Source organism: Lysobacter sp. Root604, from assembly GCF_001427505.1.
Lineage (GTDB): Bacteria > Pseudomonadota > Gammaproteobacteria > Xanthomonadales > Xanthomonadaceae > Lysobacter.
The window spans coordinates 1,504,558-1,530,365 of record NZ_LMGS01000009.1 but is presented as its reverse complement, the minus strand read 5'-3'; the positions used below and the strand labels follow the sequence as shown (position 1 = coordinate 1,530,365).

General features: G+C 69.6%; 24 protein-coding genes. 9 read left to right on the top strand and 15 right to left on the bottom strand.

What is annotated here, in order from left to right:
* Nucleotides 1–31: 31 nt before the first annotated feature.
* The 3 genes from ASD69_RS15065 to ASD69_RS15055 form a co-directional block, all read right to left on the bottom strand.
* Nucleotides 32–310, bottom strand: a complete 279-nt coding sequence (locus ASD69_RS15065; protein WP_157489418.1) for a hypothetical protein — start codon at nt 308–310, stop codon at nt 32–34.
* A gap of 767 nt (nt 311–1,077) precedes the next feature.
* Nucleotides 1,078–2,973: a M48 family metallopeptidase gene (locus ASD69_RS15060; protein ID WP_056179624.1), complete on the bottom strand. Its 1,896-nt coding sequence runs from the start codon at nt 2,971–2,973 to the stop codon at nt 1,078–1,080.
* Nucleotides 2,974–3,093: 120 nt separating this feature from the next.
* Nucleotides 3,094–3,687, bottom strand: coding sequence for a LemA family protein (locus ASD69_RS15055; RefSeq protein WP_056179621.1), 594 nt, complete (start codon nt 3,685–3,687; stop codon nt 3,094–3,096).
* Between the two features lie 72 nt (nt 3,688–3,759).
* Between ASD69_RS15055 and ASD69_RS15050 the strand changes: the two genes are divergently transcribed.
* Nucleotides 3,760–5,157, top strand: coding sequence for a serine hydrolase domain-containing protein (locus tag ASD69_RS15050; protein WP_056179619.1), 1,398 nt, complete (start codon nt 3,760–3,762; stop codon nt 5,155–5,157).
* Nucleotides 5,158–6,010: 853 nt separating this feature from the next.
* Here the strand turns inward: ASD69_RS15050 and ASD69_RS21310 are convergent.
* Nucleotides 6,011–6,436: a histone gene (locus tag ASD69_RS21310; RefSeq protein WP_082576505.1), complete on the bottom strand. Its 426-nt coding sequence runs from the start codon at nt 6,434–6,436 to the stop codon at nt 6,011–6,013.
* A 487-nt stretch (nt 6,437–6,923) separates the two neighbouring features.
* Here ASD69_RS21310 and ASD69_RS15040 point away from each other — a divergent pair, with 487 nt between their 5' ends.
* Nucleotides 6,924–7,565: a hypothetical protein gene (locus tag ASD69_RS15040; RefSeq protein ID WP_056179614.1), complete on the top strand. Its 642-nt coding sequence runs from the start codon at nt 6,924–6,926 to the stop codon at nt 7,563–7,565.
* Nucleotides 7,566–8,055: 490 nt separating this feature from the next.
* Here ASD69_RS15040 and gcvH read toward each other — a convergent pair whose 3' ends face one another.
* From gcvH to ASD69_RS15010, 6 genes are all read right to left on the bottom strand, one after another.
* Nucleotides 8,056–8,451 carry a glycine cleavage system protein GcvH gene (gene gcvH, locus ASD69_RS15035; protein WP_055903584.1) on the bottom strand — a complete coding sequence of 132 codons (396 nt, stop codon included), beginning with the start codon at nt 8,449–8,451 and terminating at the stop codon, nt 8,056–8,058.
* A 90-nt stretch (nt 8,452–8,541) separates the two neighbouring features.
* Nucleotides 8,542–9,162, bottom strand: coding sequence for a 2-hydroxychromene-2-carboxylate isomerase (locus ASD69_RS15030; RefSeq protein ID WP_056179611.1), 621 nt, complete (start codon nt 9,160–9,162; stop codon nt 8,542–8,544).
* Between the two features lie 8 nt (nt 9,163–9,170).
* Entirely contained in the window at nt 9,171–10,292 is a 1,122-nt protein-coding gene (gene gcvT / locus ASD69_RS15025) for a glycine cleavage system aminomethyltransferase GcvT (protein WP_056179609.1), read from the bottom strand.
* A gap of 231 nt (nt 10,293–10,523) precedes the next feature.
* Nucleotides 10,524–11,099 (bottom strand): hypothetical protein, encoded by a 576-nt coding sequence (locus ASD69_RS15020; RefSeq protein ID WP_056179606.1) that lies wholly within the window; start codon nt 11,097–11,099, stop codon nt 10,524–10,526.
* A gap of 34 nt (nt 11,100–11,133) precedes the next feature.
* Entirely contained in the window at nt 11,134–11,568 is a 435-nt protein-coding gene (locus ASD69_RS15015; protein ID WP_056180002.1) for an NfeD family protein, read from the bottom strand.
* A 9-nt stretch (nt 11,569–11,577) separates the two neighbouring features.
* On the bottom strand, nt 11,578–12,534 hold the full coding sequence (locus ASD69_RS15010) for an SPFH domain-containing protein (RefSeq protein ID WP_056179603.1): 957 nt from the start codon (nt 12,532–12,534) through the stop codon (nt 11,578–11,580).
* Nucleotides 12,535–12,634: 100 nt separating this feature from the next.
* On the opposite strand from ASD69_RS15010, the gene ASD69_RS15005 reads away from it, so the two are divergent.
* Genes ASD69_RS15005 through ASD69_RS14995 form a run of 3 tightly spaced genes read left to right on the top strand, consistent with a single transcriptional unit; the run spans nt 12,635 to nt 15,403 of the window.
* A complete protein-coding gene (locus ASD69_RS15005) occupies nt 12,635–13,231 on the top strand; it encodes a sigma-70 family RNA polymerase sigma factor (RefSeq protein ID WP_235567222.1) in 597 nt (198 codons plus the stop codon).
* Complete coding sequence (locus tag ASD69_RS21995) at nt 13,224–14,090, top strand: hypothetical protein (protein WP_056179597.1); 867 nt, start codon at nt 13,224–13,226, stop codon at nt 14,088–14,090. Before ASD69_RS15005 ends, ASD69_RS21995 begins: the two co-directional genes overlap by 8 nt.
* Nucleotides 14,091–14,125: 35 nt before the next feature.
* Entirely contained in the window at nt 14,126–15,403 is a 1,278-nt protein-coding gene (locus ASD69_RS14995; RefSeq protein WP_056179594.1) for a PDZ domain-containing protein, read from the top strand.
* A 138-nt stretch (nt 15,404–15,541) separates the two neighbouring features.
* On the opposite strand, the gene ASD69_RS14990 is transcribed toward ASD69_RS14995, so the two are convergent.
* The 5 genes from ASD69_RS14990 to ASD69_RS14970 all read right to left on the bottom strand — a co-directional run bounded on the left by ASD69_RS14990 (nt 15,542) and on the right by ASD69_RS14970 (nt 20,981).
* Entirely contained in the window at nt 15,542–16,486 is a 945-nt protein-coding gene (locus ASD69_RS14990) for a DUF6607 family protein (protein WP_056179591.1), read from the bottom strand.
* Nucleotides 16,487–16,541: 55 nt separating this feature from the next.
* Nucleotides 16,542–17,072 (bottom strand): hypothetical protein, encoded by a 531-nt coding sequence (locus ASD69_RS14985; protein WP_056179588.1) that lies wholly within the window; start codon nt 17,070–17,072, stop codon nt 16,542–16,544.
* A 52-nt stretch (nt 17,073–17,124) separates the two neighbouring features.
* Complete coding sequence (locus ASD69_RS14980) at nt 17,125–19,440, bottom strand: TonB-dependent hemoglobin/transferrin/lactoferrin family receptor (RefSeq protein WP_235567221.1); 2,316 nt, start codon at nt 19,438–19,440, stop codon at nt 17,125–17,127.
* A 212-nt stretch (nt 19,441–19,652) separates the two neighbouring features.
* Entirely contained in the window at nt 19,653–19,787 is a 135-nt protein-coding gene (locus ASD69_RS22760; protein WP_235567239.1) for a hemin uptake protein HemP, read from the bottom strand.
* Nucleotides 19,788–20,012: 225 nt separating this feature from the next.
* Nucleotides 20,013–20,981 (bottom strand): aldo/keto reductase, encoded by a 969-nt coding sequence (locus ASD69_RS14970; RefSeq protein WP_056179582.1) that lies wholly within the window; start codon nt 20,979–20,981, stop codon nt 20,013–20,015.
* Between the two features lie 440 nt (nt 20,982–21,421).
* On the opposite strand from ASD69_RS14970, the gene ASD69_RS14965 reads away from it, so the two are divergent.
* From ASD69_RS14965 to ASD69_RS14950, 4 genes are all read left to right on the top strand, one after another.
* Nucleotides 21,422–21,997 carry a TMEM165/GDT1 family protein gene (locus ASD69_RS14965; RefSeq protein WP_056179579.1) on the top strand — a complete coding sequence of 192 codons (576 nt, stop codon included), beginning with the start codon at nt 21,422–21,424 and terminating at the stop codon, nt 21,995–21,997.
* Between the two features lie 107 nt (nt 21,998–22,104).
* The gene (locus ASD69_RS14960) at nt 22,105–23,241 is read left to right on the top strand and encodes a GGDEF domain-containing protein (protein ID WP_056179574.1); all 1,137 of its coding nucleotides are present in this window, start codon (nt 22,105–22,107) and stop codon (nt 23,239–23,241) included.
* A gap of 141 nt (nt 23,242–23,382) precedes the next feature.
* A complete protein-coding gene (locus ASD69_RS14955; RefSeq protein ID WP_056179571.1) occupies nt 23,383–24,759 on the top strand; it encodes a nucleoside transporter C-terminal domain-containing protein in 1,377 nt (458 codons plus the stop codon).
* Nucleotides 24,760–24,762: 3 nt separating this feature from the next.
* A complete protein-coding gene (locus ASD69_RS14950) occupies nt 24,763–25,728 on the top strand; it encodes a ribokinase (RefSeq protein ID WP_056179568.1) in 966 nt (321 codons plus the stop codon).
* Nucleotides 25,729–25,808: the final 80 nt, after the last annotated feature.

Below are 25,808 nucleotides of genomic sequence, written 5' to 3'. Positions count from 1 at the left end.
GCCACCGCGGGCCCAAGCCCGCAACAAGCCCTTACATCTCGACGATCGGCCCGTTCGGATCCGGCTCGGGCGGACAGCCGTTGCTCGCCGTGCAGATGCCTACCAGACGCCAGGCACCGCCGCGGCACTGGTAGTAGTAGCCCGGATCGACCGGATGATCGTAGGGCACCAGGAACATATGCCCTTCCGTTTCCGCGGTGCACGCATAAGTCGGTTCCGCCGCGACCGGAGCGGCCAACAGCATCGCACCGACGAACAGCGCCAATCCCACGCGTTTTGCAGCCCTTCCTTTCATTGCGGTTTCCTCCATTGAAAGCCGCTGAACATCGTCCCTACCGGGCAACGAAAGCGCTCGCTCCTACTGACAGACAGCCCCAGCGAACCGCTCAGGGAGGCAGCGGCGGCCTCCGCACGCTAGTCGGAGCCACACGCTAGCAGATTCCGCTGGCCGGTCAGAAGCACGGTGCAACGACCCCGCTGCCGCTGCCGCTGCGGTTGCCGTTGCCGCTGCCGCTGCCGCTGCCGTTGCCGTTGCCGTTGCATTGGAATCCAAAAGCCCCGCACTCACACGACCAACCGTAGACCCGAAGGGCGGCGACTCGCAGGGGAGGGTTGGTCACGCCAGCCCTTCTCTTTGGTTACTTTCTCTTGGGCTAGCAAGAGAAAGTGACCCGCATGCGCAGCAGGCGGAAGCCTTTGACCTTCGGTCGGAAAAGACGAAAGCAAAGCAAGAGCAAATCCTCCCCAACCCTCCTTTTTCAAAGGAGGGAGCTAGGAGCAAGAGAAAGTGACCTGCATGCGCAGCAGGCGGAAGCCGTTGACCTTCGGCCAGAAAAGACGAAAGCAAAGCAACAGCAAATCCTCCCCAACCCGCCCGGCCAGCAGGCATAGCCTGCCGGCGTTCACCCGTGCACGAACCTGCGGTTCGTAAGCCGCACGGCTTCACCCTTTTCCAAAGGAGGGAGCTAAAAGCAAAGGAGGGAGTCACAGGCGGACTTGCGTGCAGGAGGACGCTAAAGGCACTGGATCCCCGCCTTCGCGGGGATGACGAGCAAAAAAAGCAACTGGCGAACGCTTTCAGGCCTTGGCCAACATCGGCGGCAACGGACAATGCAGTGCCGCGCAGATCGTGCGCAGCAACTCCGCTTCCGCCACCGCCACGCGGTTGTCGTGGCTGATCGCCGCGGTCACCGCCTCCACTAGCGACTGCTTGGCCAAGGGATCCAGCGCGTCCAAGGCCTCCCACACCCGATCCAAGGCCAGCACCCCATCTACTGGAGGTGCATAGGGGCGGTGCTCCTGCGGCAGAATGCGTTGCAGACCGGCCAGATACGCGCGCTGCGCCAACGTCGCATCGGCGTGACCGCTCTGCGCGACCACCGCCAACAACGTCGCCAGCTCGGCCGCCACCGCCTGCGGCTTGCGCCGCCCGAAGCGCGCATGCCGCGACGGATCCAACGACTCGGTCACCTGCACCGTCAGCAAACGCGCCAGGCAGTATTCGAACAGCGAGACCCGGCCGTCGGCGTTGACCGCCGCCTGCACCGCGTCCATGAACGCATCCAGCTGCGGCCGCGGGCGCAAACGCAGCACCGGGAACGCCAGCGAGGCCAACGGCAGGCGCAGCATCGGATGCAGGCCGACCAGCGACCGCGCGCGCAGATCGCGCGCCGCATCGGCCAGCTCCGGGCCCAGGCGCGCGGCGATCTCGTAATGCTGGCGCGCGGCGATCCGCGCGTCCTCGTCCAACAGCAGGGCCAGCAGCAGCGGCACCACCGCGTCGCGCTGGGTCGCCAGCGCGCGTAGCGCATCGGGCAGGCTGGCGACGATGCTATCGGCGCGGCGATAGTCGTCGGCGCCGGGATGCGCGACCTGGGCCGCGACCATCGGCGGCGTCAGCGCATGCTGGCTGTCGCTCCGCGGCAGCGGCGGCGCCTGGGCCGGACCGGCCAGGCCCATCGCACGGTCCTCGTCCAGACCCTGCGGCGGTTCGATCGCCCAACGACGCGTCAGCCCTTCGAGCTGATCGGCGCGGAACGACGGTTCGAGCGCGCGGATGCGTTCCAGCAAGGGCGGATGGGTCGCGAACCAACCGCTGAAGCCCACGCCGTCGCCGAACAGCATGTGGCTGACCTCTTCGGCGTCGGCGCGGTCGTTGAGCTTGGCGCCCTCGTGCAGGCCGCCGATCTTTTTCAGCGCGCCGGCCAGGCCCGAGGTCTGGCGGGTGAACTGCACCGCCGAGGCGTCGGCCAGACGCTCGCGGCTGCGGCTCACGCTGGCCTTGATCATGCGGCCGAAGAACAGGCCCACGTAGCCCACCAGCATCGCCACCAGCGCCGCGACCAGGACCGCGCCCACGCCCTTGCTGCTGCGCCCGCCGCCGCGCCCGCCTTCGAGGATCTTGCGGCCGATGATGGCCAGCATCAGGATCCCGAACAACACGCCGATCAGGCGGATGTTGAGGCGCATGTCGCCGTTGAGGATGTGGCTGAACTCGTGCGCGATCACGCCTTGCAGCTCGTCGCGATTGAGCCGGTCCAGCGCGCCGCGCGTCACCGCCACCACCGCGTCGGACGGCGAGTAGCCGGCCGCGAAGGCGTTGATCGCGGCCTCGTGTTCAAGCACGTACAGCTTGGGCACCGGCACGCCGGACGCGATCGCGATTTCCTCGACCACGTTGCGCAGGCGGCGCAAATTCAGATCCTGGGTATCCTCGGGCACCGCCGTGCCGCCCATCTGCAGCGCGACCGATTCGCCGCCGCCGCGCAGGCTGGAGATGCGGTACAGCGAGCCCAGCGCGATCACGCCGATCGTGCCCAGCGTGGCCAGGCTCAGCAGGCCGGGATGCGCGCCGGCGAATATCAGCACCGCCAGATCCACCGCCAGCACGATGCCGAGCACGGCCACGCCGAACAGCAACACCAGCCGGGTCGACGTACGCCGGGCTTGCGCCTGGTGTTCGAAGAAATTCATTGCGGACGGGAATAGGGAATCGGGAATGGGGAATCGAAAAGAGCGACGGCGACATCGCCGCGGGACCACCGCCCTATTGGCTCTGGCGATTCCCTATTCACTTTCCCGATTCCCGGCTTGTCAGAACTGCACCTTCGGCGCTGCGCGCATTTCGGCGCGGTCGGCCGGGATCTCCAGCAGCGCGGCGGCGGCGAAATTGAACATGCCGGCGACCACGCTGGAGGGGAAGATCTCGCGCCGATTGTTGTAGGCCATGACCGAGTCGTTATAGGCCTGCCGCGCGAACGCGACCTTGTTCTCGGTGCTGGTCAGCTCCTCGGTGAGCTGCATCATGTTCTGGTTGGCCTTGAGGTCCGGATAGGCCTCCGAGACCGCGAGCAAACGACCCAGCGCCCCATTCAGCTGGCCCTGGCTCGCCGCCAGCTGCTCCATCGCCGCCGGATCGCCCGGGTTGGCCTTGGCCGCGGCCAGGCCGGACACGGCCGCGCCGCGGGCCGCGATCACCGCTTCCAGGGTCTCGCGTTCATGGCTCAGATAGCCCTTCACCGTCTCCACCAGATTCGGGATCAGGTCGAAGCGCCGCTGCAGCTGCACGTCGATCTGGGCGAAGGCGTTTTTATAGGCGTTCCGGGACGTCACCAGGGCGTTGTAAATGCCTACGACCCAAACTGCGACGATCACCACTAAAGCCAACAAAATCAGAATGCTGAACATGGTTGTTCCCCAATCCCCTTAGATCGGCGCTATGATCGAACGCAACCCCAGCATACGCAGGCGCTGCGACCGATGAAAGACGAGCCGAACCCGCGGTCGCGACGCATCTTCTGGCGCGTGGCTAGCCTAGCCGGACTGCTCACGCTCACCCTAGGTTCGGCCGCGCAGACCTCGTTGCGCTGGAACCCGCCGACGAATGCGCAGGCCACCAACGCGCACGCCGCACAGGGTCTGCCGCAGCCGGTATCGACCCAGGTCATGCGACGCGGCAACATCATGCCGCTGGCCTCGGGCTTCGACGTGCAACAGTTCGAATACATGGCCCAGCAACTGGTCGCCAACCAACGCGTGCCCGGCCTGGCCATGGCGATCGTGCACAACGGCCGCATCCTCAGCGCGCGCGGCTACGGCATCACCGACGTGCGCGCGGCCGAGCCGGTCGACGCCCACACCGTGTTCCGCCTGGCCTCGCTGTCCAAGGGCGTGGCCGCGACCATGGCCGGCGTGCTGGTCAACGATGGCACCCTGCGCTGGGACAGCAAGCTGGTCGACTACATGCCCGGCTTCCAACTGGTCGATCCCTATGCCGCGCAGCAGATCACCGTCGCCGACCTGCTCAGCCATCGCGTCGGCCTGACCCACAACACCTACGACCGCGACCTCGAGAACTACACCGACTACCGCACGCTGACGCAGAAGTTGGCCTACGCGCCGATGTCCTGCCAGCCCGGTACCTGCTACGGCTACCAGAACATCGCCTTCAGCCTGATCGGCGACGTGGTGTTCGCGGCTACCGGCGATTTCTACAGTCAGGAAGTGCAGCGCCGCTTGTTCAAGCCCCTGGGCATGAACGATGCCAGCCTCGGCCTGGAAGGCATCACCGCCAGCGCGCGCTGGGCGCGTCCGCACGTGCGCGCGCGCGGCGGCTGGACCTCGGTGACGCCGAAGCCGACCTACTACCAGCTGCCGCCGGCCGCGGGCGTCAACGCCAGCGCCAGCGACATGGCGCAGTGGCTGCTCGCCCAGACCGGGCATCGTCCCGACGTGCTGCCGGCGCCGCTGCTGGCGACCTTGCACCAGCCGCTGGTCGAAACGCCCGGCGAAACCCGCGGCTCGGCCTGGCGCCGTTCGCGCGTGAGCTCGGCCGGTTACGCCCTGGGCTGGCGCGTGTACGACTACGCCGGCCACCAGCTCGTGTTCCATGGCGGCGCGGTGCAGGGTTATCGCGGCCTGGTCGCGCTGCTGCCCGAACGCGACCTGGGCATCGCCGTGCTCTGGAACAGCGAGAGCGCCCTGCCCTCCGGCCTGCTGCCGACCATCCTCGACCGCGCGATCGGCTTGTCGCCCGAGCGCTGGCTCGACGTCGACTTCGACGACCCGACCCTGTACGTCGACGCCGGCACCAGCGGCCGTCCGCCGGCCAACCCGCCGGGCAGCGAAGCCTCCACGGCCACCGCCGCGCCGCGCTAAGCGGCGCGCCGCGTTCTTCCCTATCAGTCGCTGCGCGCAAGCGCGGCGGCGTTTGCGCGCGCGTCAGCGACGGCGCGAGGCCAAGGGCGATGCGTCGGCCGCACGACCCTGCGCCGTTCGTAGGATGCGGTGRCAACCGCATCGGCGCGGGGYRYCGGGGTGGCGCGATGGTGCGGTTCGCCTGCGGCTCACCACACCCTACGGCGAACGTAGCCGCGCGCGAGCGGATCGGACGGGGCTCGTAGGATGCGGTGGCAACCGCATCGGCGCGGAGCGTCGGGGTGGCGCGACGGTGCGGTTCGCCTTCGGCTCACCACACCCTACAGCGAACGTAGCCGCGCGCGAACGGATCGGACGGGGCTCGCAGGAGGCGGTGGCAATCGCATCGGCGCGGGGTATCGAGGTGGCGCGACGGTGCGGTTCGCCTTCGGCTCACCACACCCTACGGCGAACGTAGCCGCGCGCGAGCGGATCGGACGGGGCTCGTAGGATGCGGTGGCAACCGCATCGGCGCGGGGCGTTGGGGTGGCGCGATGGTGCGGTTCGCCTTCGGCTCACCACACCCTACGGCGCATGGGCGTCGATGATTCTGGCGCGCGCGAAGGCGATGGCGAGGCGCGGTCGGCGGGAACGGCGAGGCCGCGATCCACGGTCGGCAGGCCGGCGGCAGCGGTGCGCGCGCCTACGGCAGCCATCGAACGCCAGAGCCAGGGTCTCTCATCGGCGCTGCCTCGGGCGTTGTCCTGCTCCGCCGGTCGACACGGGCCCGCAGAACTTTCGGGGGCCCAAATAAAAAACTCTCCCCCCGCCTGGGCTGCGGGGAGAGAGCGGGATTACGGCTATCGGGGCTTTATTAGATCAGCGGAGCCGGGGTTGCCGGCAGGGCCGTCGCGGCCGGCTTGCGAGCCGACTTCTTCGAGGCCTTCTTCGCTTTCTTGGCAGGCTTCTTGGCAGCCTTCTTAGCAGCCTTCTTAGCAGCCTTCTTAGCAGGCTTCTTGGCTACCTTCTTAGCGGCCTTCTTGGTCGCCTTCTTGGCGGCCTTCTTAGCCGGCTTCTTGGCTACCTTCTTAGCAGCCTTCTTGGCGGCCTTCTTAGCAGGCTTCTTGGCTACCTTCTTCGCGGCCTTCTTGGCCGGCTTCTTGGCGACCTTCTTAGCGGCCTTCTTCGCCGGCTTCTTGGCTACCTTCTTCGCAGCCTTCTTGGCGGCCGGCTTCTTGGCGACCTTCTTCGCAGCCTTCTTGGCGGCGGGTTTCTTCTTCGCAGCTTTCTTCGTGGCCATGTGATGGCTCCTCGTCAGTGGTTGATCAGCGATTGATCAGGGGTATTGCCGGTTTTAAAGCCCAGTTGAACCAGAGCCGCGGGAGTCGGACCCGCGAGCAGCCGCCGACGCGCGGAGCGTGCCGGTACGGATTCTTCGACGCGGTCCCCGGGGGCGGGAACGCGTCCGGCCGCGTACGGCGGCCAAACAAAAACCCGATCCGCGCAGGGCGAACCGGGTCGTATGGGGTGCGACGCCGACGGGGCCGAGAAGAACGATTGCGTTTTCGCGAGGGAAACGAATCCTGCGTCCACCGTTTTGACTGTCCGGGCGGAGGTTCGTTTTTTGCTGCGCGTTGTCGCGTTCGTTGTACTCACTCTCTTCCGCAGGAAACGTCTGCTGGGCGAAACCTAATCACGCTTTTTCGCACTGTCAACAACTCCGGCAAAATTTTTTCCGGGCCGGCCTCCGCCGCCCCCGCCGGAAATCGTCGTCGGCGACCACGTCAATGCGCGACGATCGCGCGCACGACAACGCATCGTTTTTTTTCGAACACGCTGAAAGCTATATTTGGCGCGGCTTCCAGCGCATCGAAATTTTTTTATCGTGCGCGCGCGTCGCATCGCGCGCGTCGCGACGCAGCGCGTTCGAGCGCGTTCCGAGCGCCCATTCGCGCCCGTCGGCGGCGCCGCCGAAAGGCGCCGCGTTTCGCGCCGCACAAGCCGATTTGCGCGAAAGTGCGCGAACTTTTTCCGTCGCCGCGGACGCCGACCGCGACCGCCGCGGCGGCGCGAGCGGCGGCGTCGACGCGTTCGCGCGAACTCGCCGACGGCGGACGCGCGCGGCGCCGATCGCCGGCGCGCGTGCCGGCGCGCACCTCGCCCGCGGCCGTTCGAGAAGCTCGCGACGCACGCACGCGAACGCTGAAAACAAGGGGTTTTCGACGGAACGCCGGATCGTCGCGCGGGCGCGACGCCAGCCGCGTCCGCCGACTCGGCGGGCGCGCGAGCGGATCGCAACGACGCCGACGCGCCCCAACCGCCCCGCGCGCGACCGACTCGGACGCTCGACGGCGCCGCATCGGCGCGTCGGACCGGCTTCGATGGCCGCGCGCGGACACGCGGCCGCCAAGCCGACGCGAGCGCGTTGAGTGCGTGAGGAGCGGGTGAAGCGGCTCGCCGCGACGATCGCGCCGGTCGCCGCGCGCGTCGGCGACCGCCCGCGAATGCGCCGCGCAACCGGTGTCGCGTCTCGCGACGGCGCCGGCGAAGGCGCTCTTGCGCCGGCGCGAACGTCGGAGCGCGGAGCGCGCGATGGCCGCCACGATCGCGTCGTCCCCGCCCGCCGACGCCCACGCCGCCGACGCTCCGATCGCGCGCGCAAGCCTCGATCGGCGCGGCGAAGGCGTCCCCGCCGTTCGTCCGCGGTCGGCGCGTAGCAGGCTTCGGAGCGCGCGCAGGTCCTGTGGCCGGTCGCGTGGCGGACGCGTCCTCGAAGGGCGCGAGGGGTGTCTGGCGCACGGCGCGCGGCTGCGGAAACGCGAACGGCCGCACTAGGCGGCCGTTGCGTGGGCCGGATCCGCGTGGCGGTCCGGCCATACCCGGGGCGCGGACCGCGAAGGTCCGGCGACGCGGGCTTACTCAGTGATCGTCGTCTTCGAGCAGCTCGGCGTAGTCGTCCGGCGCCAGCAACTCGTTGAGCTGATCGGGCTCCTCGACCTCGACGGTGAAGATCCAGCCTTCGCCGTAGGCGTCTTCGTTGATCGTCTCCGGCTTGTCGGCCAGGGCGGCGTTGACGGCGGTGACGGTGCCGCTGATCGGCGCGTAGACGTCGGAGGCGGCCTTCACCGACTCGACGACGGCGCAGGCGGTGCCGGCCTCGACGCGGTCGCCGATGTTCGGCAGCTCGACGTAGACCAGGTCGCCGAGCAGGCCTTGGGCATGGTCGGAGATACCGACCGTGACCTTGCCGTCGCCTTCGACGCGGGCCCACTCGTGGGATTTCATGAACTTCAGATCGCCGGGGATTTCACTCATGGCTGGCCTCGAACTCTGCGGGGGCGGCTGGGGAATTGCGCCTAGTTTAGCGGCGCTGACGCAACATGCGAGAGGGTGCGGACACGGAGGTCACGCTACCCGGAATGGCGCGCGGCCGCTGAGCAGGGCCTGACGCAGATCGTCGACGCGATCCTGGCCCCAGAACGGCTCGCCGTCGAGGACGTAGCCGGGCAGACCGGGCAGGTCGGCGGCGATCGCGTCGTCGGTGTTGCGCTGGTAGGCGGCGACGCTATCGGCGCCGTCGGCGGCGGCGAGCACCGACGAGGCGTCGAAACCGTGACGGGCTAGCAATTCCGCCAGCACCGCCGGGGCGGCGATGTCGGCCTCGTGCGCCCACAGCGCGCGGAACGCGGCGTCCATGTACGCGGCCGGGTCGGCACCGGCGGCGACCAGCGCGATCGCGCAGCGGTCGGCCAGGCCGGGATCCAGCGGGAAGTGCTTGGGCGCCAGGTTCAGCGGCAGGCCGCGGCGTTCGCGCCAACGCTGAAGCTCGATCAGACGGTAACGCTGACGCGCGGGCGCGCGCTGGCCCAGGGGCAGCCCGCCGTTGGCCTTGAACAGCTCGAAGATCCGCGCCGGCCGATAGACCACCTCGGCGCCGGCCTCGCGCGCCGCGTCCAGGAACGCGGCGTGGCCCAGGTAGGCGTAGGGCGAGATCAGACTGAAGTAGTAGTCGACGCGCGCGGCCATGCCCGTGCTCAGCCCAACACGCCGTCCTGGGGCTGGCCGTCGCGCACGAACGGGAACTTGACCACGCGCACCGGCACTTCCTTGCCGCGGATGTCCACGCGCACCTGGCCCGGCTCGCCGGCCGGCACGCGCGCGAACGCGATCGATTTGTTCAGCGTGGGCGAGAAAGTGCCCGACAGGATTTCGCCGTCGCCGTTGGCGGTCAGCACCTTCTGGCCGTGGCGCAGCACGCCCTTCTCGTCCATCACCAGGCCGATCATCTGGCGCGGGGCGCCGGCGGCCTTCTGCTGCTCCAGCGCGGCGCGGCCGATGAAGTCGCGCGGCGTTCCATCAGCGCTCCCGTCCAGCGCCACCGTCCAAGCCAGCGCAGCCTCGTAGGGCGACACGCCGTCGTCCATGTCCTGGCCGTACAGATTCATGCCCGCTTCCAGGCGCAGGGTGTCGCGCGCGCCCAGGCCGGCGGCCTTGACGCCGGCCTCCAGCAGCGCGTTCCACAACGCCACCGCGGCGGTTTCCGGCACCACCACTTCGAAACCGTCTTCGCCGGTGTAGCCGGTGCGCGCGACGAACAGCGCGGTGCCGTCCAGGGTCTGGGCCTCGCCGGCGACGAACTTGCCGAGCTTGCCGATGCGCGCGCGGTCCTCCTCGCGCAGCAGGCCGATCACCTTGTCGCGCGCGTTCGGGCCCTGCACCGCGATCATCCCGTAGTCCGGGCGCTCGGTGACCTGCACGTCGAAAGCGCGCGCCTGCTCGCCGATCCAAGCCAGGTCCTTCTCGCGGGTGGCGGCGTTGACCACCAGACGGAAGAAGTCCTCGGCCAGGAAGTACACGATCAGATCGTCGATCACGCCGCCCTGCGGATTGAGCATGCAGGTGTAGAGCGCCTTGCCGGACTTTTGCAGCTTGTCGACCGAGTTGGCGACCAGGTGGCGCAGGAAATCGCGGGTGCGCGCGCCGCGCAGATCGACCACGGTCATGTGGCTGACGTCGAACATGCCGGCGTCGCGGCGGACCTGATGGTGCTCCTCGATCTGCGAGCCGTAGCTGATCGGCATGTCCCAGCCGCCGAAGTCGACCATCTTGGCGCCGAGTGCGCGGTGGGCGTCGTTGAGGATGGTCTTCTGGGTCATGAGCGGCGGGGCCTGGACGGTGGGGAGCCCAGGATTATCCCATGGAGAACCGCTGCGATGCGCCCTGGGCGACGGTACGCCGGCGCATGGATGCGGGCCTACGTCAGCGCCAGCGATGCGAACGCAAGTCGCGATGCGCGTTGCGGTTGTCGTCGCAGGTGGAATCCGATCGCGGCTCACGCCGCTCCCACAGGAAGCAGGCTGCAGGAAGCAGGCTGGGCGACGGGCGCCCTACTCGGCGCCGAAGCCTTCGTTGTAGCAGCGCACGCTGGCTGGCGGCACTTCGACGAACTTGCCGGTGTCGCGATCCAGGCGCAGCGCCCAGCGCCGCGCTTCGAACATTTCCTGCGCGGCGGCGTCGGGCACCGCGGTATCGACGATCGCGATCAGGCCCGGATCGTCGACGCCGTCGCGCTGGCAGGTCGCGACCGAGACGTACTCGCCGCGCTTGAGCTTGGGATAGGGCACCACGTCGGTGATCTTCCAGCGCGGCTCGTTGCCTTCGCGGCCGGCGAACTCGCCGGCGTAGAACTTCAGCGAACGGTCCTCGGCGTCGTCCAGGGTGCCGATCGAACGCGCGCAGATCTGCTCGGGCGCGCTGCCCGAGCCGACGCAGCTGCCGGTGTTGGATTTCAGCCCGTCCGGGTACGGCGGCACCACCCGGCCGATCCAGCTCGGCGCCGGCGCCGCAGCGGGCGCCTGCGCGGTCGCCGCCACCGGCGGACCGGCCCAGGCCGGGCAAGCCAGGGCCCAGGCCGCGAGCGCGACCAGGCCACTGCCGATCCATTGGGCTTCACGCCGCTTCATCGCATCCCCTTCCGCGCACGCTCGCGGAGCCGCACTATTCGACCGCCTCGACCCGCAGGCTCATGCCCTCGCTGGCGACCACGCGCACGTTGGCGCCGGTCGGGAGTTCGGGACCGATCACTTCCCAGTACGCGTCGGCGATCTGGACCCGGCCGCGGCCCTGCACGATGGCGCGGTCCAGCGCGACCACGCGCCCGACCAGTTGCTCGCCGCGACGGTTCAGCGCCGGCTGGTCGCTGCTGCGCTCGCGGCCGCGGAACCAGACGCGGTAGATCTGGATCGACAGGAAGCTCAACACCACGAAGGCCGCGACTTGCGCCAACACCGGCATGCCGGGAAACACCAGCACGCCCACGAACACCGCAGCCGCCGCGAAGCCCAGCCAGAGCATGAACGCTCCCGGCGCCAGCGCTTCGGCCGCGAACAACAGCAGGGCCACCGCGGCCCAGGTCACGATCTGCCAGTCCAGACGCATCGCTCAGCCTCCCGTGCGCGTCGGCACCGGCGGCACGGCGGCGCGTCCGCCCTGGCGCTCCAGCGCTTCCTTGGCCAGCTCGGCGATACCGCCCAGCGAACCGATCACGCCGGCCGACTCCATCGGCATCATCACGAACTTCGCGTTCGGCGCCTCGGCCAGCGACTTGAAGGCCTCGATGTACTTCTGCGCCACGAAGTAGTTGATCGCCTGCACGTTGCCCTGGGCGATCGCGTTGGACACCATCTCGGTCGCCTTGGCCTCGGCCTCGGCCAGACGCTCGCGCGCCTCGGCCTCGCGATAGGCGGCCTCGCGCTTGCCCTCGGCCTCCAGGATCGCGGCCTGCTTGTCGCCTTCGGCGCGCAGGATCTCGGACTGGCGATGGCCTTCGGCCTCCAGGATGTTGGCGCGCTTCTCGCGCTCGGCCTTCATCTGACGCGCCATCGAATCGACCAGGTCGCGCGGCGGCTGGATGTCCTTGAGCTCGATGCGGTTGACCTTCAGGCCCCAGGGATGGGTGGCCTGATCCACCGCCACCAGTACCTTGGCGTTGATCTCGTCGCGGCGCGACAGCGATTCGTCCAGGTCCATCGAACCGATCGAGGTACGGATGTTGGTCATGACCAGGTTCAGGGTCGCGACCTCGAGCTGGGCGACCTCATACGCGGCCTTGGCCGCGTCCAGCACCTGGAAGTAGACGACGCCGTCGACCTTGACCACGGCGTTGTCCTTGGTGATGACGTCCTGCGACGGCACATCCAGGACCTGCTCCATCATGTTGATCTTGCGGCCGACGCCGTAGACCACGGGGATCAGGAAATGCAGCCCCGGGGTCATGGTGTGGGTGTACTTGCCGAAGCGCTCGACGGTCCATTCGTAGCCCTGCGGCACCATGCGCACGGTCTTGAACAGGATGATCACGCCGGCTACCAGCAGCACGACGATCAGAATCGGTCCCATGGTGTCCCCTCCTTATAGATAGGCGGAGTATAGGCGTCCGCCAGCGGCTGCGACGGTTTGCCGCCCGGCCGCATCCAGTCCGGTAATGACAGCCCGACCCATGCCCGCCACGTCCAGCTTCGCGATCGATGTGCCCGATGCCCTGCTCGCCCGTGCGCGCGCCGGCGAGCGGGCCGCGTTCGAGCAGATCTACCGCTGGTTCGAGCGCCCGGTCTACACCCTGGCGCTGCGGATCCTGGGCGGCAGTGGCGGCGATCGCGAGGAGGCTTCGGAAGTGCTGCAGGACACCATGCTCAAGGTGCTGGGCCGGATCCAGGACTTCCGTGGCCAGGGCGGCGGCGGCGACAGCCCGTTCTGGGGCTGGTTGCGCCAGATCGCGATCAACGAAGCGTTGATGCGCCTGCGCAGCCAACGCCGGCACGAACATGCGCTGGTGTTGGAGGACGACCGCCTCGCCGACGAGCATGCGCCACCGCCGCCGGCCGCCGCCGACGCCGCGGCGTTGGGACGCGCTCTGGCGCAGCTGCCGGCCGCCACCCGCAGCGTGCTCTGGCTGTACCACGCCGAGGGCTATACCCACGACGAGATCGCGGCGCTGATGCAGCGCACGCCCAGCTTCTCCAAATCCCAGCTCGCGCGCGGCGGACGCCGCCTGCGCGAATTGCTGGAACCCACTAAGGAGGCCTCCCATGCCTGACGCCAGTTCCCGTCACGGCCCGCCCCCGCCGCAGGACTGGGCCGGCGCGTTCGCCGCGCTGCCGGCCGAGACGCCGCCCGCGGACGGCTGGTCGCGCCTGTCCGCGGCCCTCGACGCGCGCGGCACCGCAAGCGCACCGCGCGACCCGCGCCTCGCGCGCCGCCGGCGCTGGCCGCAATGGGCCGTGGCGGCCGCGTTGTTCGGTCTGGTCGTCGCGCTGCCGATCGCGCGCATGGGCGATGGCGAGCGGCCGGCGCAGGACGCCGCGCGCACCGCCGCCACGACCGCGCCCGCCGCATCCGCGGCTGGCGCGCCGCGCACCGATGCGCCCGCATTGACCGCACCCGAACGGCGCGACCCGCCCGCCGCCACGACCGCACCGGCCACCGCCGTCGCGAGTGCCGACGCGATCCGCAGCGAGGCCACGCCGCCACGCAAGCTCGCCTCCGCCCACCGGCCGCGGGGCAAGGCCGTGCGCCGCGACGGCGCGCCTGCGCCCGCGCTCGCCGCGACCGACACCCCGGCCGACGCCGACGCCGCGATCGCTGTGGACAGCGCCGACATCACCGCGATCGCGCGCTGGCAGTCCGAGTCGGCGCAACTGGAAGCGCTGGTGGCGCTGGCGCGCGACGAACGCGTCGGCAACGCGGGCGCGACCTTGATGAGCGCCGATCTCGACAGCCAGATCGGCGTGATCGATGCCGCCCTGCGCCAGGACGCGCTACCGCTCGCGCAACGCGCCTCGCTGTGGGAGCAACGCGTGCAGACGCTGCGCGACCTGGCCGGTGTCGAGAGCACCCAACGCTGGCTCGCCGTGCACGGCGAGCGCTACGACGGCGCGCTGGTGCGCGTCGACTGATCCCTACGTCTCGTCCACTTCATCCAGAGGTCCGTATGACATCCCGCCGCCTCCGCATCACCGCGCTCGCGTTCGCGATCGCCGCGACCGTCGCCTCGGTGGCGATCGCCCAGGACGCCCAGGTGCGCACGCGCACCATGGTCGCCAGCAAGAGCGACGCCAAGACCGACGCCGAACTCAAGGCCGCCATGGACGAGTTGCGCCAGGCTCAGCGCCGGGTCGCCGAACTGGCGCGCGCGCGCGGCGAAAGCGCGCGCGGCCAGGCCGAACTCGCGCGCGAAAGCGCCGGCCTGGCGCGTCTGTCCGCGCTCGACGCGCAACGCCAGGTGGTGATCCGCCAGACCGAACGCCGGCCGCTGCTGGGCGTGGTCCTGAACGCCGATCCCAGCGCCGGCGCGCGCATCGTCGCGGTCACCCCCGACAGCGCGGCGGCCAAGGCCGGCCTGCGCAGCGGCGACCGCATCGTCAGCGTCAACGGCACCGCCTTGCGCGGCAGCGACGGCGAAACCCGCCTGGCCGCGACCCGCTCGGCCCTGGATGCGCTGGACGTGAAAGTGCCGGTCGCGATCGACTACGAGCGCGACGGCCGCAAGAGCACGGTCCAGGTCACCCCGCGGCTGGGCGAGCATGTGCTGGTGTTCGACAGCGACGACGGCGGCATGCTCACGCCCGACGGCGACGTGGTCATGCGCCGCTTCGCCTTCGACCCCGAGAACGCCAAGAACTTCGCCTACGACATGCAGCAGGTGCCGGCGATCAAGCAACGCGTGCGCGAGGAGATCGCGCGCCTGGGCCCGATCGCGACCTGCAAGAAGGGCGAGGACTGCCCGACCCCGGCGCTGATCGAAGCCTTCCGCTGGAACGGCCTCAACCTGGCCTCGGTCGATCGCGGCCTGGGCCGCTACTTCGGCGCCGATCGCGGCGTGCTGGTGCTCAGCGCCGGCGCCGATCTGGCCGGCCTGGAGCCGGGCGACGTGATCCGCAGCATCGAAGGGGTGGCGGTGAGTACGCCGCGCGATGCGATGGAGGCCTTGCGCGCGCGTCCGGACGGCAGCGAGGTATCGGTCGCCTATCTGCGCGACCGCAAGGAAGCCAGCACGCGGATCAAGGTGCCGCGTACGGTGCGCCTGTTGCTGCCGGCGCCGCCGGCACCGCCCGCACCGCCCGCGCCGCCGGTGAAACCGCCTGCACCTCCCGCGCCGCCCGCTCCGCCGATAGCGGCACCCTCGGTCGCCGCACCGGCACCACCGCCGCCTCCTCCGCCGCCGCCCCCGGTTCCGCCGCCGCCCCCGACGCCGCCGGTTTTGGTCTGAGTCGATCTCGCTTACGCGAACGGCGTCCCTCGGGACGCCGTTCGTTCATGGCATCCAGCGCAGACCTCGCATCGCCAGCCGGATCCCGGCAAACCGATTCAAACCCGCGCACCGCTCGAGCGCGCAGCGACCTCAGCGCTATTCCCGCGGCGCCGCCTCCACCCATTTGGCGAACACCGCATCGATCTCCTCGTCGGCGACCGCTTTGCCCTGCTCCAGGCTGCCGGCCTGTTCGAACAGCGGAATGATCATCGCCATGCCGTCGATCTTGGTCTTCAGATGCACGCCCGGCGCCTGGCCCAGAAAGCCGTCCCAACGCTGGCGCACCTTGGCCCAATAGCCACGGGTCGCGTCCCAGTAACGGTAGGCCGGTTTGAAGTCCACGTCCTTGGTCTTCTGGTAATCGTTGAAACCGAACTCGCGCGCCAACTCGACCTGGCTGCCGTCGGGTTTGCGCAACACCTTGGTGTTGAACTGCTCGTGGGTCCAGCCGCCCGGCGTGAGGGTGTGGCGGTTGATCGCCGACACCGCGTTGTAGTCGCTGCGCTTGGTGTACTCGCGGCGCGGCAAAGGCCGCCAGCTCAGGTCGCTGGTCCAGGTGGCGATGCCATTGCGGTACTCCCAGCGGCCGGTACCGCAGTAGCGCGGCGCATCGCTGACCTCGAACACGCATTGGGTCCAGGCGCCGCGATTGAGCTCGGCCGGAATCGCGCGCACCTGCCAGGTCTGGTCGGCGCTGAACTCGAATCGGGTCGGCGCCTCGAAGGTCCAGTCCTGACGCCAATGCTTGGTGACATGGCCGCTCTTGCCGTCGACCAGGATGTGCTGCAGGACGATCCGGGTCGGGCTGTCCTCGACCACGATCACGGTCTCGTTGCCGCCGCTGCGCATGGCCGGCGCGCGCTCGTAACCGGGCCGCAGCAGCACGGTTTCGTCGAAGGCGAAATCGACGATGTACTCGCCCTGCATGGCCAGGATCGAGGCGCGGTCGCGCGCGGTATCGGCCGCGGCGGGCGCCGCGGCGAAGGCTGGCGTTGCCGCGCAGGAAAGCGCCAGGCAGGCGGCTAGCGGTCGGAGCTTCATGGATGGGTTCTCGCTTGAGGGCAGGGATGGAAAGAAAGAGAAAAAGCGCCGTCGCTCACCGCGACGCGGGCGCAGGCGCGTTGGAGAGGTCGGATGCGGCGCGACGCGCCATGCAGCAGCAGGTGTCCGGCCCGGTCCGCAGCGTCGCGCCTTCCGCGGCGGCGATGCGGCGTGCGTGTTCCAGACCCAGCGCCGAAGGTTCGCTGGCGTCGGCGACCAGGATGCGCCGACCGGCGGGGTCGCTGGCCAATTGCAGGCGCAGGGCCTGCGCGTTCCAGCCGCCGCCGAGCCAGCCTCGCAGGGCGCGCGCAAGGCGGCCCCGACTGCGCTGGGCCTCGGCCGCGGGCAAACCGACGACCGCCAGATCCCAGGCCAGGAAATCGCTGTCGGGCAGCAGGTGCAGGCGCCAGCACGCGCGTCCGCGCGCATCGCGGAACACGATGGCTTCGCCTGCCGCCCCAACACCTTCGCCGATGCGGCGCTGCGCACTCACGCTGGCCAGCCAGCCGGCCAGCACGTCGCGGTGACGGCGCGGGTACAGGCATAGCACCGTCGCGACCGCGGCCAGCCGCTCGGGCGCGGGCAATTCGCCCGCGTCCGTGCTCCCCGCCGTTGGCGATCGCGCGGCGCGCATGCGCTTACCAGTTCACCGCCAGGCTCACGCCCAGGTTGCGGCCGGAGGCGCTGTAACGGTCGATGGTGGCGCTGGTCGAGGCCAAGGTGCTGGGCAGATCGCCGCCGTCCCAGTACTTCTTGTCGCCCAGATTGAACACGCCGACGTTGACCTGGGCGCCCGGCGCGAAGCTGAAGTGCGCGAGCAGGTCGAGTACGCCGTAGCCGGGTGCGGCGAACAGGCCGGCCTGCGGCAGGTCGCTCTTGCGGCGCGCGAAACGCCCGGCGAGTTCGACGCCCCAATCGTCGCGGTCGTAGGCCAGGCCCAGCGAGCCGCGCAGCGGATCGATCGACGACAGCGCCGCGCCGGTGCCGCGGTCCTCGCCCTTGGACCAGGCCGCGGCGCCGCGCAGCGACCAGCCGGCCAGCGCGGGCGAGAATGCGCCGAACTCGACGCCGCCGCGCAGCTCGACGCCGCGGATCTCGGCTTCGGCCACGTTCTGCGACTGGAACACCATCAGGCCCTGGGCGTTGTTGCCGATGTAGCGCTGCGATTCGATGAAGTCGTCGTAGCGGTTGTAGTAGGCCGAGGCCTCGACATAGACCGCCTCGCCCGAATAGCGCAGGCCCAGTTCGACGCCGTTGCTGGTCTCGGGCTTGAGATCGGGATTGGGGATGGCGGTGTAGCCGAACTGCAGATTGGTGAAGCCCAGGTTGACGTCGTTGTAGGGCGGCGCGCGGAAGCCGTGCTGGTAGCCGCCGAACAGCGACCAGTCTTCGGCGAAATGCCAGACCGCGCCCAGCTTCGGCGACACCGCGGTTTCCCTGAGCCGGCTCACCGCCACGCCCGGGTTGTCGCCGAGGAAGATCGGATCCAGTTCGGGCTTGAGTTCGTAACGGTCCACGCGCAGCGCCGGCACCAGGCGGAACGCGCCGTCGGCGAAACGGATCTCGTCCTGCATGAACAAGGCCGCGACCGTGGTTTCGCTGACCGGGAAATCGCGCACCGGAAACACGTCCGGCGAGATCGTCTTGGTGACCACGCCGGTGGTCAGGTTGGTGGCCTGGCCGTCGCGCTTCTGGCGGGTGTCGGTGCGGCTGTACTCGAACCCGTAGGTCAGCGTGTGCGCGACCGCATCGGTGGCGAAGTCCTTGTGCAAGGTGGCCTCGGCGCCGACGGTGCGCTGGTCGAAGTTGAACTCGCGCTCGCGTCGGGTCGGGCTGGTCGGGCGGCCGCCGATCAGGGTCACGCGCTCCTCGGTGGTGCGCTGGGTGGTCTCGCTGTCCTGGCGGTAGATCTGCCACTGCAGCGAATCGGCGAACGCGGCGTCGAGCGTATCGATCTCGTGCGCGAACGACACCCGCGCGCGGGTCTGACGATCGTCGCCCAGCAGCGACAAGGTGCGCACCGTCGGCGCGCCCGGCGCGCTCAGGGCGTTGCCGCGCGCGCTCAGCACGTCGGTGTCGGTCTGGTCCTCGTTGCCTTCCACGGTCAGCTTGAAGCGCTGGTGGGCGCTGGGCGCGAACACCAGCTTGGCCAGCAGGCTGCGGCCGTCGCTGTCCTGCGGATTGGCGGCGGTGCGGGTGGCGTCGTCGCTGCGGCGTGTGCCCATGCTTTCGGTTTCCTTGCCCTGGCGGTGGCCGACCGCGACCAGACCGGACCAGCGCTCGCCGCCGAAGGCCGCGGTGGCGCCGCCGAACAGGCCGCTGTTCTCGCCCTGATAGCCGAGCTTGAAGCCGAAGTAGCTGCGCTTGCCGTCGAGCAGATAGTCGGACGGGTCCTTGGTGACGAAGGACACCACCCCGCCCAGCGCGTCGGAGCCGTACAGCGCGCTGCTCGGGCCGCGCACGATCTCGACCCGCTTGAGCGTGTCCAGATCGACGAAGTTGCGATTGGCGTTGGAGAAGCTGCCGATGTTGAAGCTGTCGGACACCGAGATGCCGTCGGTCTCCACGCGCACGCGGTTGCCGCCGAGACCGCGGATGCGGATATCGCCGATGCCGAAGCGGCCGACCACGTTGCTCACGCCGATACCGGGCTCGTAGCGGAACAGGTCCTTGAGATCGCGCACGATCTCCTCGTCCATGCGCTCGCGGTCGATCGCGGTGACCACCGCCGGCACGTCCTGCGCCTCGCGCTCGGTGCGGGTGGCGGTGACCACGATGCGTTCGAGCTCGCGCGCGCCGGCACCGGAACCGTCGGGTGATTCGCCGTCCGCCTCGGCGGGCGCAGCCGGCGCGGTGGCCGGCAGGGCCAGCATCAGGGCCAACGCGAGGGCGCTGGGGACGTAGGGAGTGCGGATGGAACGGCGCGGGCCGGCGATGCGGTGGAGGCGATGCATGGAGTCAGACTCGAAAGGTGGTTTCGGAGGCTGGCTGGCATGCCGTGCAGGCGTTGCTGGCGACCTGGAGAGAGCATTGGGTGCGCCGTCCTTGGCGCGGAATCCGATGAGCGCGGCGCATGGCCGAGGCGCAACCGGCATGGCATGGCCGCACCGCCTCCCGTCCTTGGGAACGCGGCGCGGCCATGCCGCACGGCTACCGCGGGCGGCTCTTACTTGGTGAGGATCAGCTTGTCGTTGCGGGTATGACGCAGGCGATAGACCTCGCCGCCGTGGCGGATCAGGACTTCGCGCGCGCCGCGCAGGAGCGCGCCGCTTTCGACCAGCATCGCGTTGGCCGCCGACACCGCGGGGGCGGCTACGGCGGCGGCGACGACCGGGGGGAGGGAGCGATCAGTACGAGGTTTGAGCTGCAACACCGGCTGGCGCAGGGACATGGCAGGTGACTCGATCGGGATTCGAGTTTGATGATAATGATTCTCATTTGCCAGTCAACACCCGTTTGCGCCGTTGGTCGGACGCAAGCGGGCGGCACCCCGTCGCCAGGTTGCCGGATCGGCCTCGACGAAGGCTCAGGCGGTGGCTTTCTCGACCCGGTCCCAATCCGGCTCGGAATAGCGGTCGACCAGTTCCAGGGCTTGCAGGTTCTGCAGCAGCTGCTCGGGACGGGTCGCGCCCAGGATCACGCTGGACACGTGCGGATTGCGCAGGCACCAGGCGATCGCCAGCGGCGCCGGCTCGGCGCCCAGCTCGCGCGCGACCGCGGTGTAGGCGCGCGCGCGCTCGATCCGGCGCTGCTCCGGACTGAGCACGCTGCGTTGCAGCCACCGGTAGTCCTCGTGGTTGAGGCGCGAATCCTCGGGCACGCCGTCGTTGTACTTGCCGGTCAGCAGGCCCGAGGCCAGCGGCGACCAGATCGTGGTGCCCAAGCCGAGCTCGGCGTACAGCGAGGCGTATTCCAGCTCGACGCGCTCACGATGGAACAGGTTGTACTGCGGCTGCTCCATGGTCGGCGCATGCAGATGCTGCTGGCGCGCGATCTTGTGGGCCTCGCGGATCTGCGCGGCCGACCATTCCGAGGTGCCCCAATACAGCACCTTGCCCTGGCGGATCAGCGCGTCCATCGCCCACACGGTTTCCTCGATCGGCACCTCCGGATCGGGGCGATGGCAGTAGTACAGGTCCAGATGATCGACGCGCAGGCGCCGCAGCGCGCCGTGGCAGGCCTCGGTGACGTGCTTGCGCGACAGGCCCTTCTGGGTCGGCAGCGGATCCGCGGCGGAGCCGAACATGACCTTGCTGGACACGCAATAGCCGTCGCGCGGCAGGCGCAGGTCGGCGATCACGTCGCCCATCACCCGCTCGGCCTCGCCGTTGGCGTAGCCCTCGGCGTTGTCGAAGAAATTGACGCCGTGGTCCCAGGCGGTGGCGATCAACTCGCGCGCCGGGCCGCGCCCGATCTGGGTGCCGAAGGTGACCCAGGCGCCGAAGGACAGCGCCGACAGTTGCAGACCGGAGGAACCCAGGCGGCGGTAGTGCATGACGTGCTCCGATGACGTTCGTTCAGGTACGCATGCTAACCGGGCGGGCGTTAGGGCAGTAACTAGAGAAGAGGAGCAACCGGTAACGAGTAAAAGCGGCTCCTACTGGTTACTAGTTACTGCTCTTCTAGTTACTGCTTTCCACTCGTTCCTGCCTTCCATCGTTAAGCCACGGCCCGGCGCAACCCGCTACAATGCCCGCACTTCCTCCTCCGGGGAGTAGCCCACCCGCCGCCGATCCGGCATGCGGGGACCTGCGTCAACACACTTGGCCCACCGGCCATGGCGCAGGAGCGGCAGCCAGCGTGAGACTTCGCGTCCGCGCCAGCGACCACGGGCAAGACCGAAGGCAGGCGTTGCGCGATTACTCAGGCGAGAGCCGGGTCGGGCCGTGCAGCGTTTGCCTTCGCCTCCGCGCGAAGCCCGGCCCCGGAGTTCCCATGGATACCTTCCCGCTGGCCACCGCCGCCCTGTCGACCGGCACGGTCGCGCTCGCCGAAATCGGCGACAAGACCCAATTGCTGGCCCTGCTGCTGGCCGCTCGCTTCCGCCGCCCCTGGCCCATCGTCGCCGGCATCCTGGTCGCGACCCTGCTCAACCATGCCCTGGCGGCCTGGCTGGGCGCCCTGGTCGCACAGTGGCTGCAACCCTCGACGCTGCGCTGGATCGTCGCCGGCAGCTTTCTGGCGGTGGCGTTGTGGACGCTGAAGCCGGACAAGCTGGACGGCGAAGGCGAGCGCCTGCCCGCGCGCGGCGCCTTCATCGCCACCACCATCGCCTTCTTCGTCGCCGAGATCGGCGACAAGACCCAGGTTGCGACCGTGCTGCTGGCCGCGCGCTATTCGCCGCTGTGGGAAGTCGTGGCCGGCACCACGGTGGGCATGCTGCTGGCCAACGTGCCGGTGGTGCTGCTGGGCAGCCGCTTCGCCGACCGCCTGCCGCTGAAGGCCGCGCGCACGGTCGCGGCGGTGGTGTTCGCGGCGCTGGCGCTGTGGGTGGCGGTGCGCGGGATCTGATTCGGGCCCGCGCGGCCCGGATCCGGCAGGGCCGCGACGCGGCGGCGGGCGCCCTGCCCTCGCCGCCGCACGCGCGCTATGCTCGGCGGGCTCAACGGGGAGACACCATGCACGCCACGGGCGAACGCCTGCGCGACATCGCGGTATCGCTGTTGTCGCGACCCGACGAGATCATGCTCGAGATCGGCGCCGGCGGCGAACTGCTGGTCGCGCGCCTGCGCGCCGTACTCGCGGCGATGCTGCTGATACTGCCGCCGCTCAACGCGATCGGCGGCGGCACCATCCAGGAAACCCTGATCGGCCTGGGCGGGGCTATCTTCGTCAATGTGTTCGCGCAGCTGTGGCTGGCGCTGGCGCGGCGGCCGCGACGCTACCGCTGGCTGCCGTTCGCGACCGCCGCCTTCGACGTCACCGCCACCACCCTGGTGCTGATCGCACTGGCCCTGCAGCACCTGCCGGCCGGCCTCAACAGTCTGATCGTGTGGTGCGGCTACCTGCTGTCGATCGTGCTCACCGCGCTGCGCAGCGACGGTCGCGTGACCCTGTTCGCGGGCGGCCTGGCGATCGTGCAATACACCGCGCTGGTGCTGGCGGTATTCGGCCTGGCGTCCTCGCCGGAGCAGCTGATTTCCAGCGATTACGGCGCGGTCACCCCCGGCGGCCAGGGCCAGCGCGTGGTGCTGCTGATGATGGCGGCCCTGATCACGGCCATGGTCGTGTACCGCATGCAGCGCCTGATCGAGATGTCCGGCACCGACGGCCTGACCCGGCTGCCCAACCGGACCTGGCTGGTGCACCGCATCCAGCGCCTGTTCGACGCCGTGCGCCACGACGGCGGCAGCCTGACCCTGGCCCTGATCGACCTGGACCACTTCAAGCGCATCAACGACGACAACGGCCACCATGCCGGCGACCGCGCCCTGCGCCACGTGGTTTCGGTGCTGCGCGAGCAGTCCGGCTCGACCGAATGGCTGGTGCGGCTGGGCGGCGAGGAATTCGTGCTGCTGCTGCGCAAGCCCCTGGGCACGGCCTGGGAGCAGGTCGACGCGATCCGCCAGGTCCTGGCCGAGCGCCCGTTCGAGCCCAGCCGCGGCGCCGAGCCGCTGTACCTGACCTTCAGTGCCGGCCTGGCCGGCTACCCGCAGGAGGGCTCGGACCTGTCGCGCCTGCTGCGCCGCGCCGACCGCCGCCTGCAGCAGGCCAAGCAGCAGGGCCGCAACCGCGTGGTCGCGCGCGACACCTGAACCGGGCTCGCGGCTTGCCGCGACGCGGACCCGTGGACTAGGCTGCGCCTCCGGCCGCGAAAAAGGCCGGCGGCCGCGCTCGGCGTGGTCCAATAACGATAATTTCGCCGCCGGGGTCCCGGACGGCTCGGGGAGAACTGAGTGGATTCGATCGTCCGGGTGTTATTCGGCCTGTTTGGTTTGGCGGTGCTGGTCGGCATCGCGTGGCTGTTCTCCAACAACAAGCGCCGGGTCGACTGGAAGCTGGTGGCGACCGGCGTGTCGCTGCAGATCGCGTTCGCGTCGCTGGTGCTGCTGGTGCCGGGCGGCAAGGACGTGTTCGATGGGATCGGCCATGGCTTCGTGACGGTGCTGAGTTTCGTCGGCGAGGGCTCGAAGTTCATCTTCGGCGGCCTGATGGACATCAACACCTACGGCTTCATCTTCGCCTTCCAGGTGCTGCCGACCATCATCTTCTTCGCCGCCCTGATGGGCGTGCTGTACCACTTGAACGTGATGCAGGCGATCGTGCGCGGCATGGCCTGGGCGATCACCAAGGTCATGCGCGTGTCCGGCGCCGAGACCACCAGCGTCTGCGCCAGCGTCTTCATCGGCCAGACCGAGGCGCCGCTGACCGTGCGCCCCTACATTCCGAAGATGACCGAGTCCGAGCTGATCACGATGATGATCGGCGGCATGGCCCACATCGCCGGCGGCGTGCTCGCGGCCTACGTCGGCATGCTCGGCGGCGGCGACCCGGAGCAGCAGGCGTTCTACGCCAAGCACCTGCTCGCGGCCTCGATCATGGCCGCGCCGGCGACCCTGGTGGTCGCCAAGATTCTGATCCCCGAGGTCGGCGAACCGCTGACGCGCGGCACGGTCAAGATGGAAGTGGAGAAGACTTCCAGCAACATCATCGACGCCGCCGCGGCCGGCGCCGGCGACGGCCTGCGCCTGGCGCTGAACATCGGCGCGATGCTGCTGGCCTTCATCGCCCTGATCGCGCTGGTCAACGGCCTGATCGGCGGCGTCTGGGCCTCGCATCTGATGATCCCCAGTGGGTACGACACCGCCCATAGCCAGTTCACCTACTGGCTCGCGCCCAGCCTGCAGGACGGCTGGTTCTCGCTGTTCGGCACGCGCCCGGAACTGTCGCTGCAGTCGCTGCTGGGGAATCTGCTGGCGCCGCTGGCCTGGGTGATCGGCGTGCCCTGGCAGGACGCGACCACGGTCGGTTCGCTGATCGGTCAGAAGGTCGTCATCAACGAGTTCGTCGCCTATCTGCAGCTGGCCGACATCGTCAACGGCAAGACCGCCGGCGTGTCGCTTACCGATGAAGGCCGCCTGATCGCGACCTACGCCCTGTGCGGTTTCGCCAACTTCAGCTCGATCGCGATCCAGATCGGCGGCATCGGCGGCCTGGCCCCCGAGCGTCGCGCCGACCTGGCCCGCTTCGGCCTGCGCGCGGTGCTCGGCGGTTCGATCGCGACCTTCATGACCGCGACCATCGCCGGCGTGCTCACCCACTTCTCGTCCTGAACCATGAGCAAGGTCGTCGTCGTCGGTTCCTTCAACGTCGATCACGTCTGGTCGGTCGCGGCGCTGCCGCGACCCGGCGAGACGCTGGCCGGGCAGTACCACACCGGCCCAGGCGGCAAGGGTTTCAACCAGGCCACCGCCTCGGCGCGGGCCGGCGCCAGCACCTGCTTCGTGTGCGCGCTGGGCGAGGACGCGGGCGGCCAACTCGCACGCGCGCTGGCCACCGCCGACGGCATCGACCTGCGCGACCTGCGCAGCGACGCGCCGACCGGCACCGCCGGCATCTACGTCGATCGCGACGGCCGCAATTCCATCGTGATCGGTCCCGGCGCCAACGCCGAACTGTCGACCGTGTTCGTGGATCTGCAACGCGAAGCCATCGCCCAGGCACGCGTGGTGCTGGGGCAGCTGGAATCGCCGCCGGCCTCGGTGGCGGCCGCGTTCGCGCATGCGCGCGGCGTCGGTGCGCTGGCCCTGCTCAACCCGGCTCCGGCCGACGCGGTGGCCACGCCGGAGCTGTGGACGCTAGCCGACGTGGTCACGCCCAACGAAACCGAGTTCTGCGCCCAGCTCAAGCGCCACACCGGCGCGGTGGTAGATCCCGAGCGCCTGGCCACGCTGGCCGACGACGAGCTGCATGCCGACTGCCGGCGCCTGCTGCCGCACGGCAGCGTGGTGGTGACCCTGGGCTCGGCCGGCTGCTTCGTCTCGCATGCCGACGGCCGCCTGCACAGCGATGTCCAGGCCTATTACCGGGTCGCGGCCGCACCGGTGCGCGCGGTCGACACCACCGGCGCCGGCGATGCCTTCAACGGCGCCCTGGCCGCGTCCCTGGCGCGCGCGCCCGACGCCGCCTTCGCCGACCACGTGGCCTACGCCACCCGTTACGCCGGCCTGTCCACCGAGCGCTCCGGCGCCGCCTCGGCGATGCCGCGCGACAGCGAGCTGCGCGCGCGCTTCGGCGCGTAAACACGGCGGGCCGCGGCCCGCTTTCCGCCTGGCAAGCGCCCCAGCCCTCGCCATACGCCAGGCGCACGGGAACGCCCCGC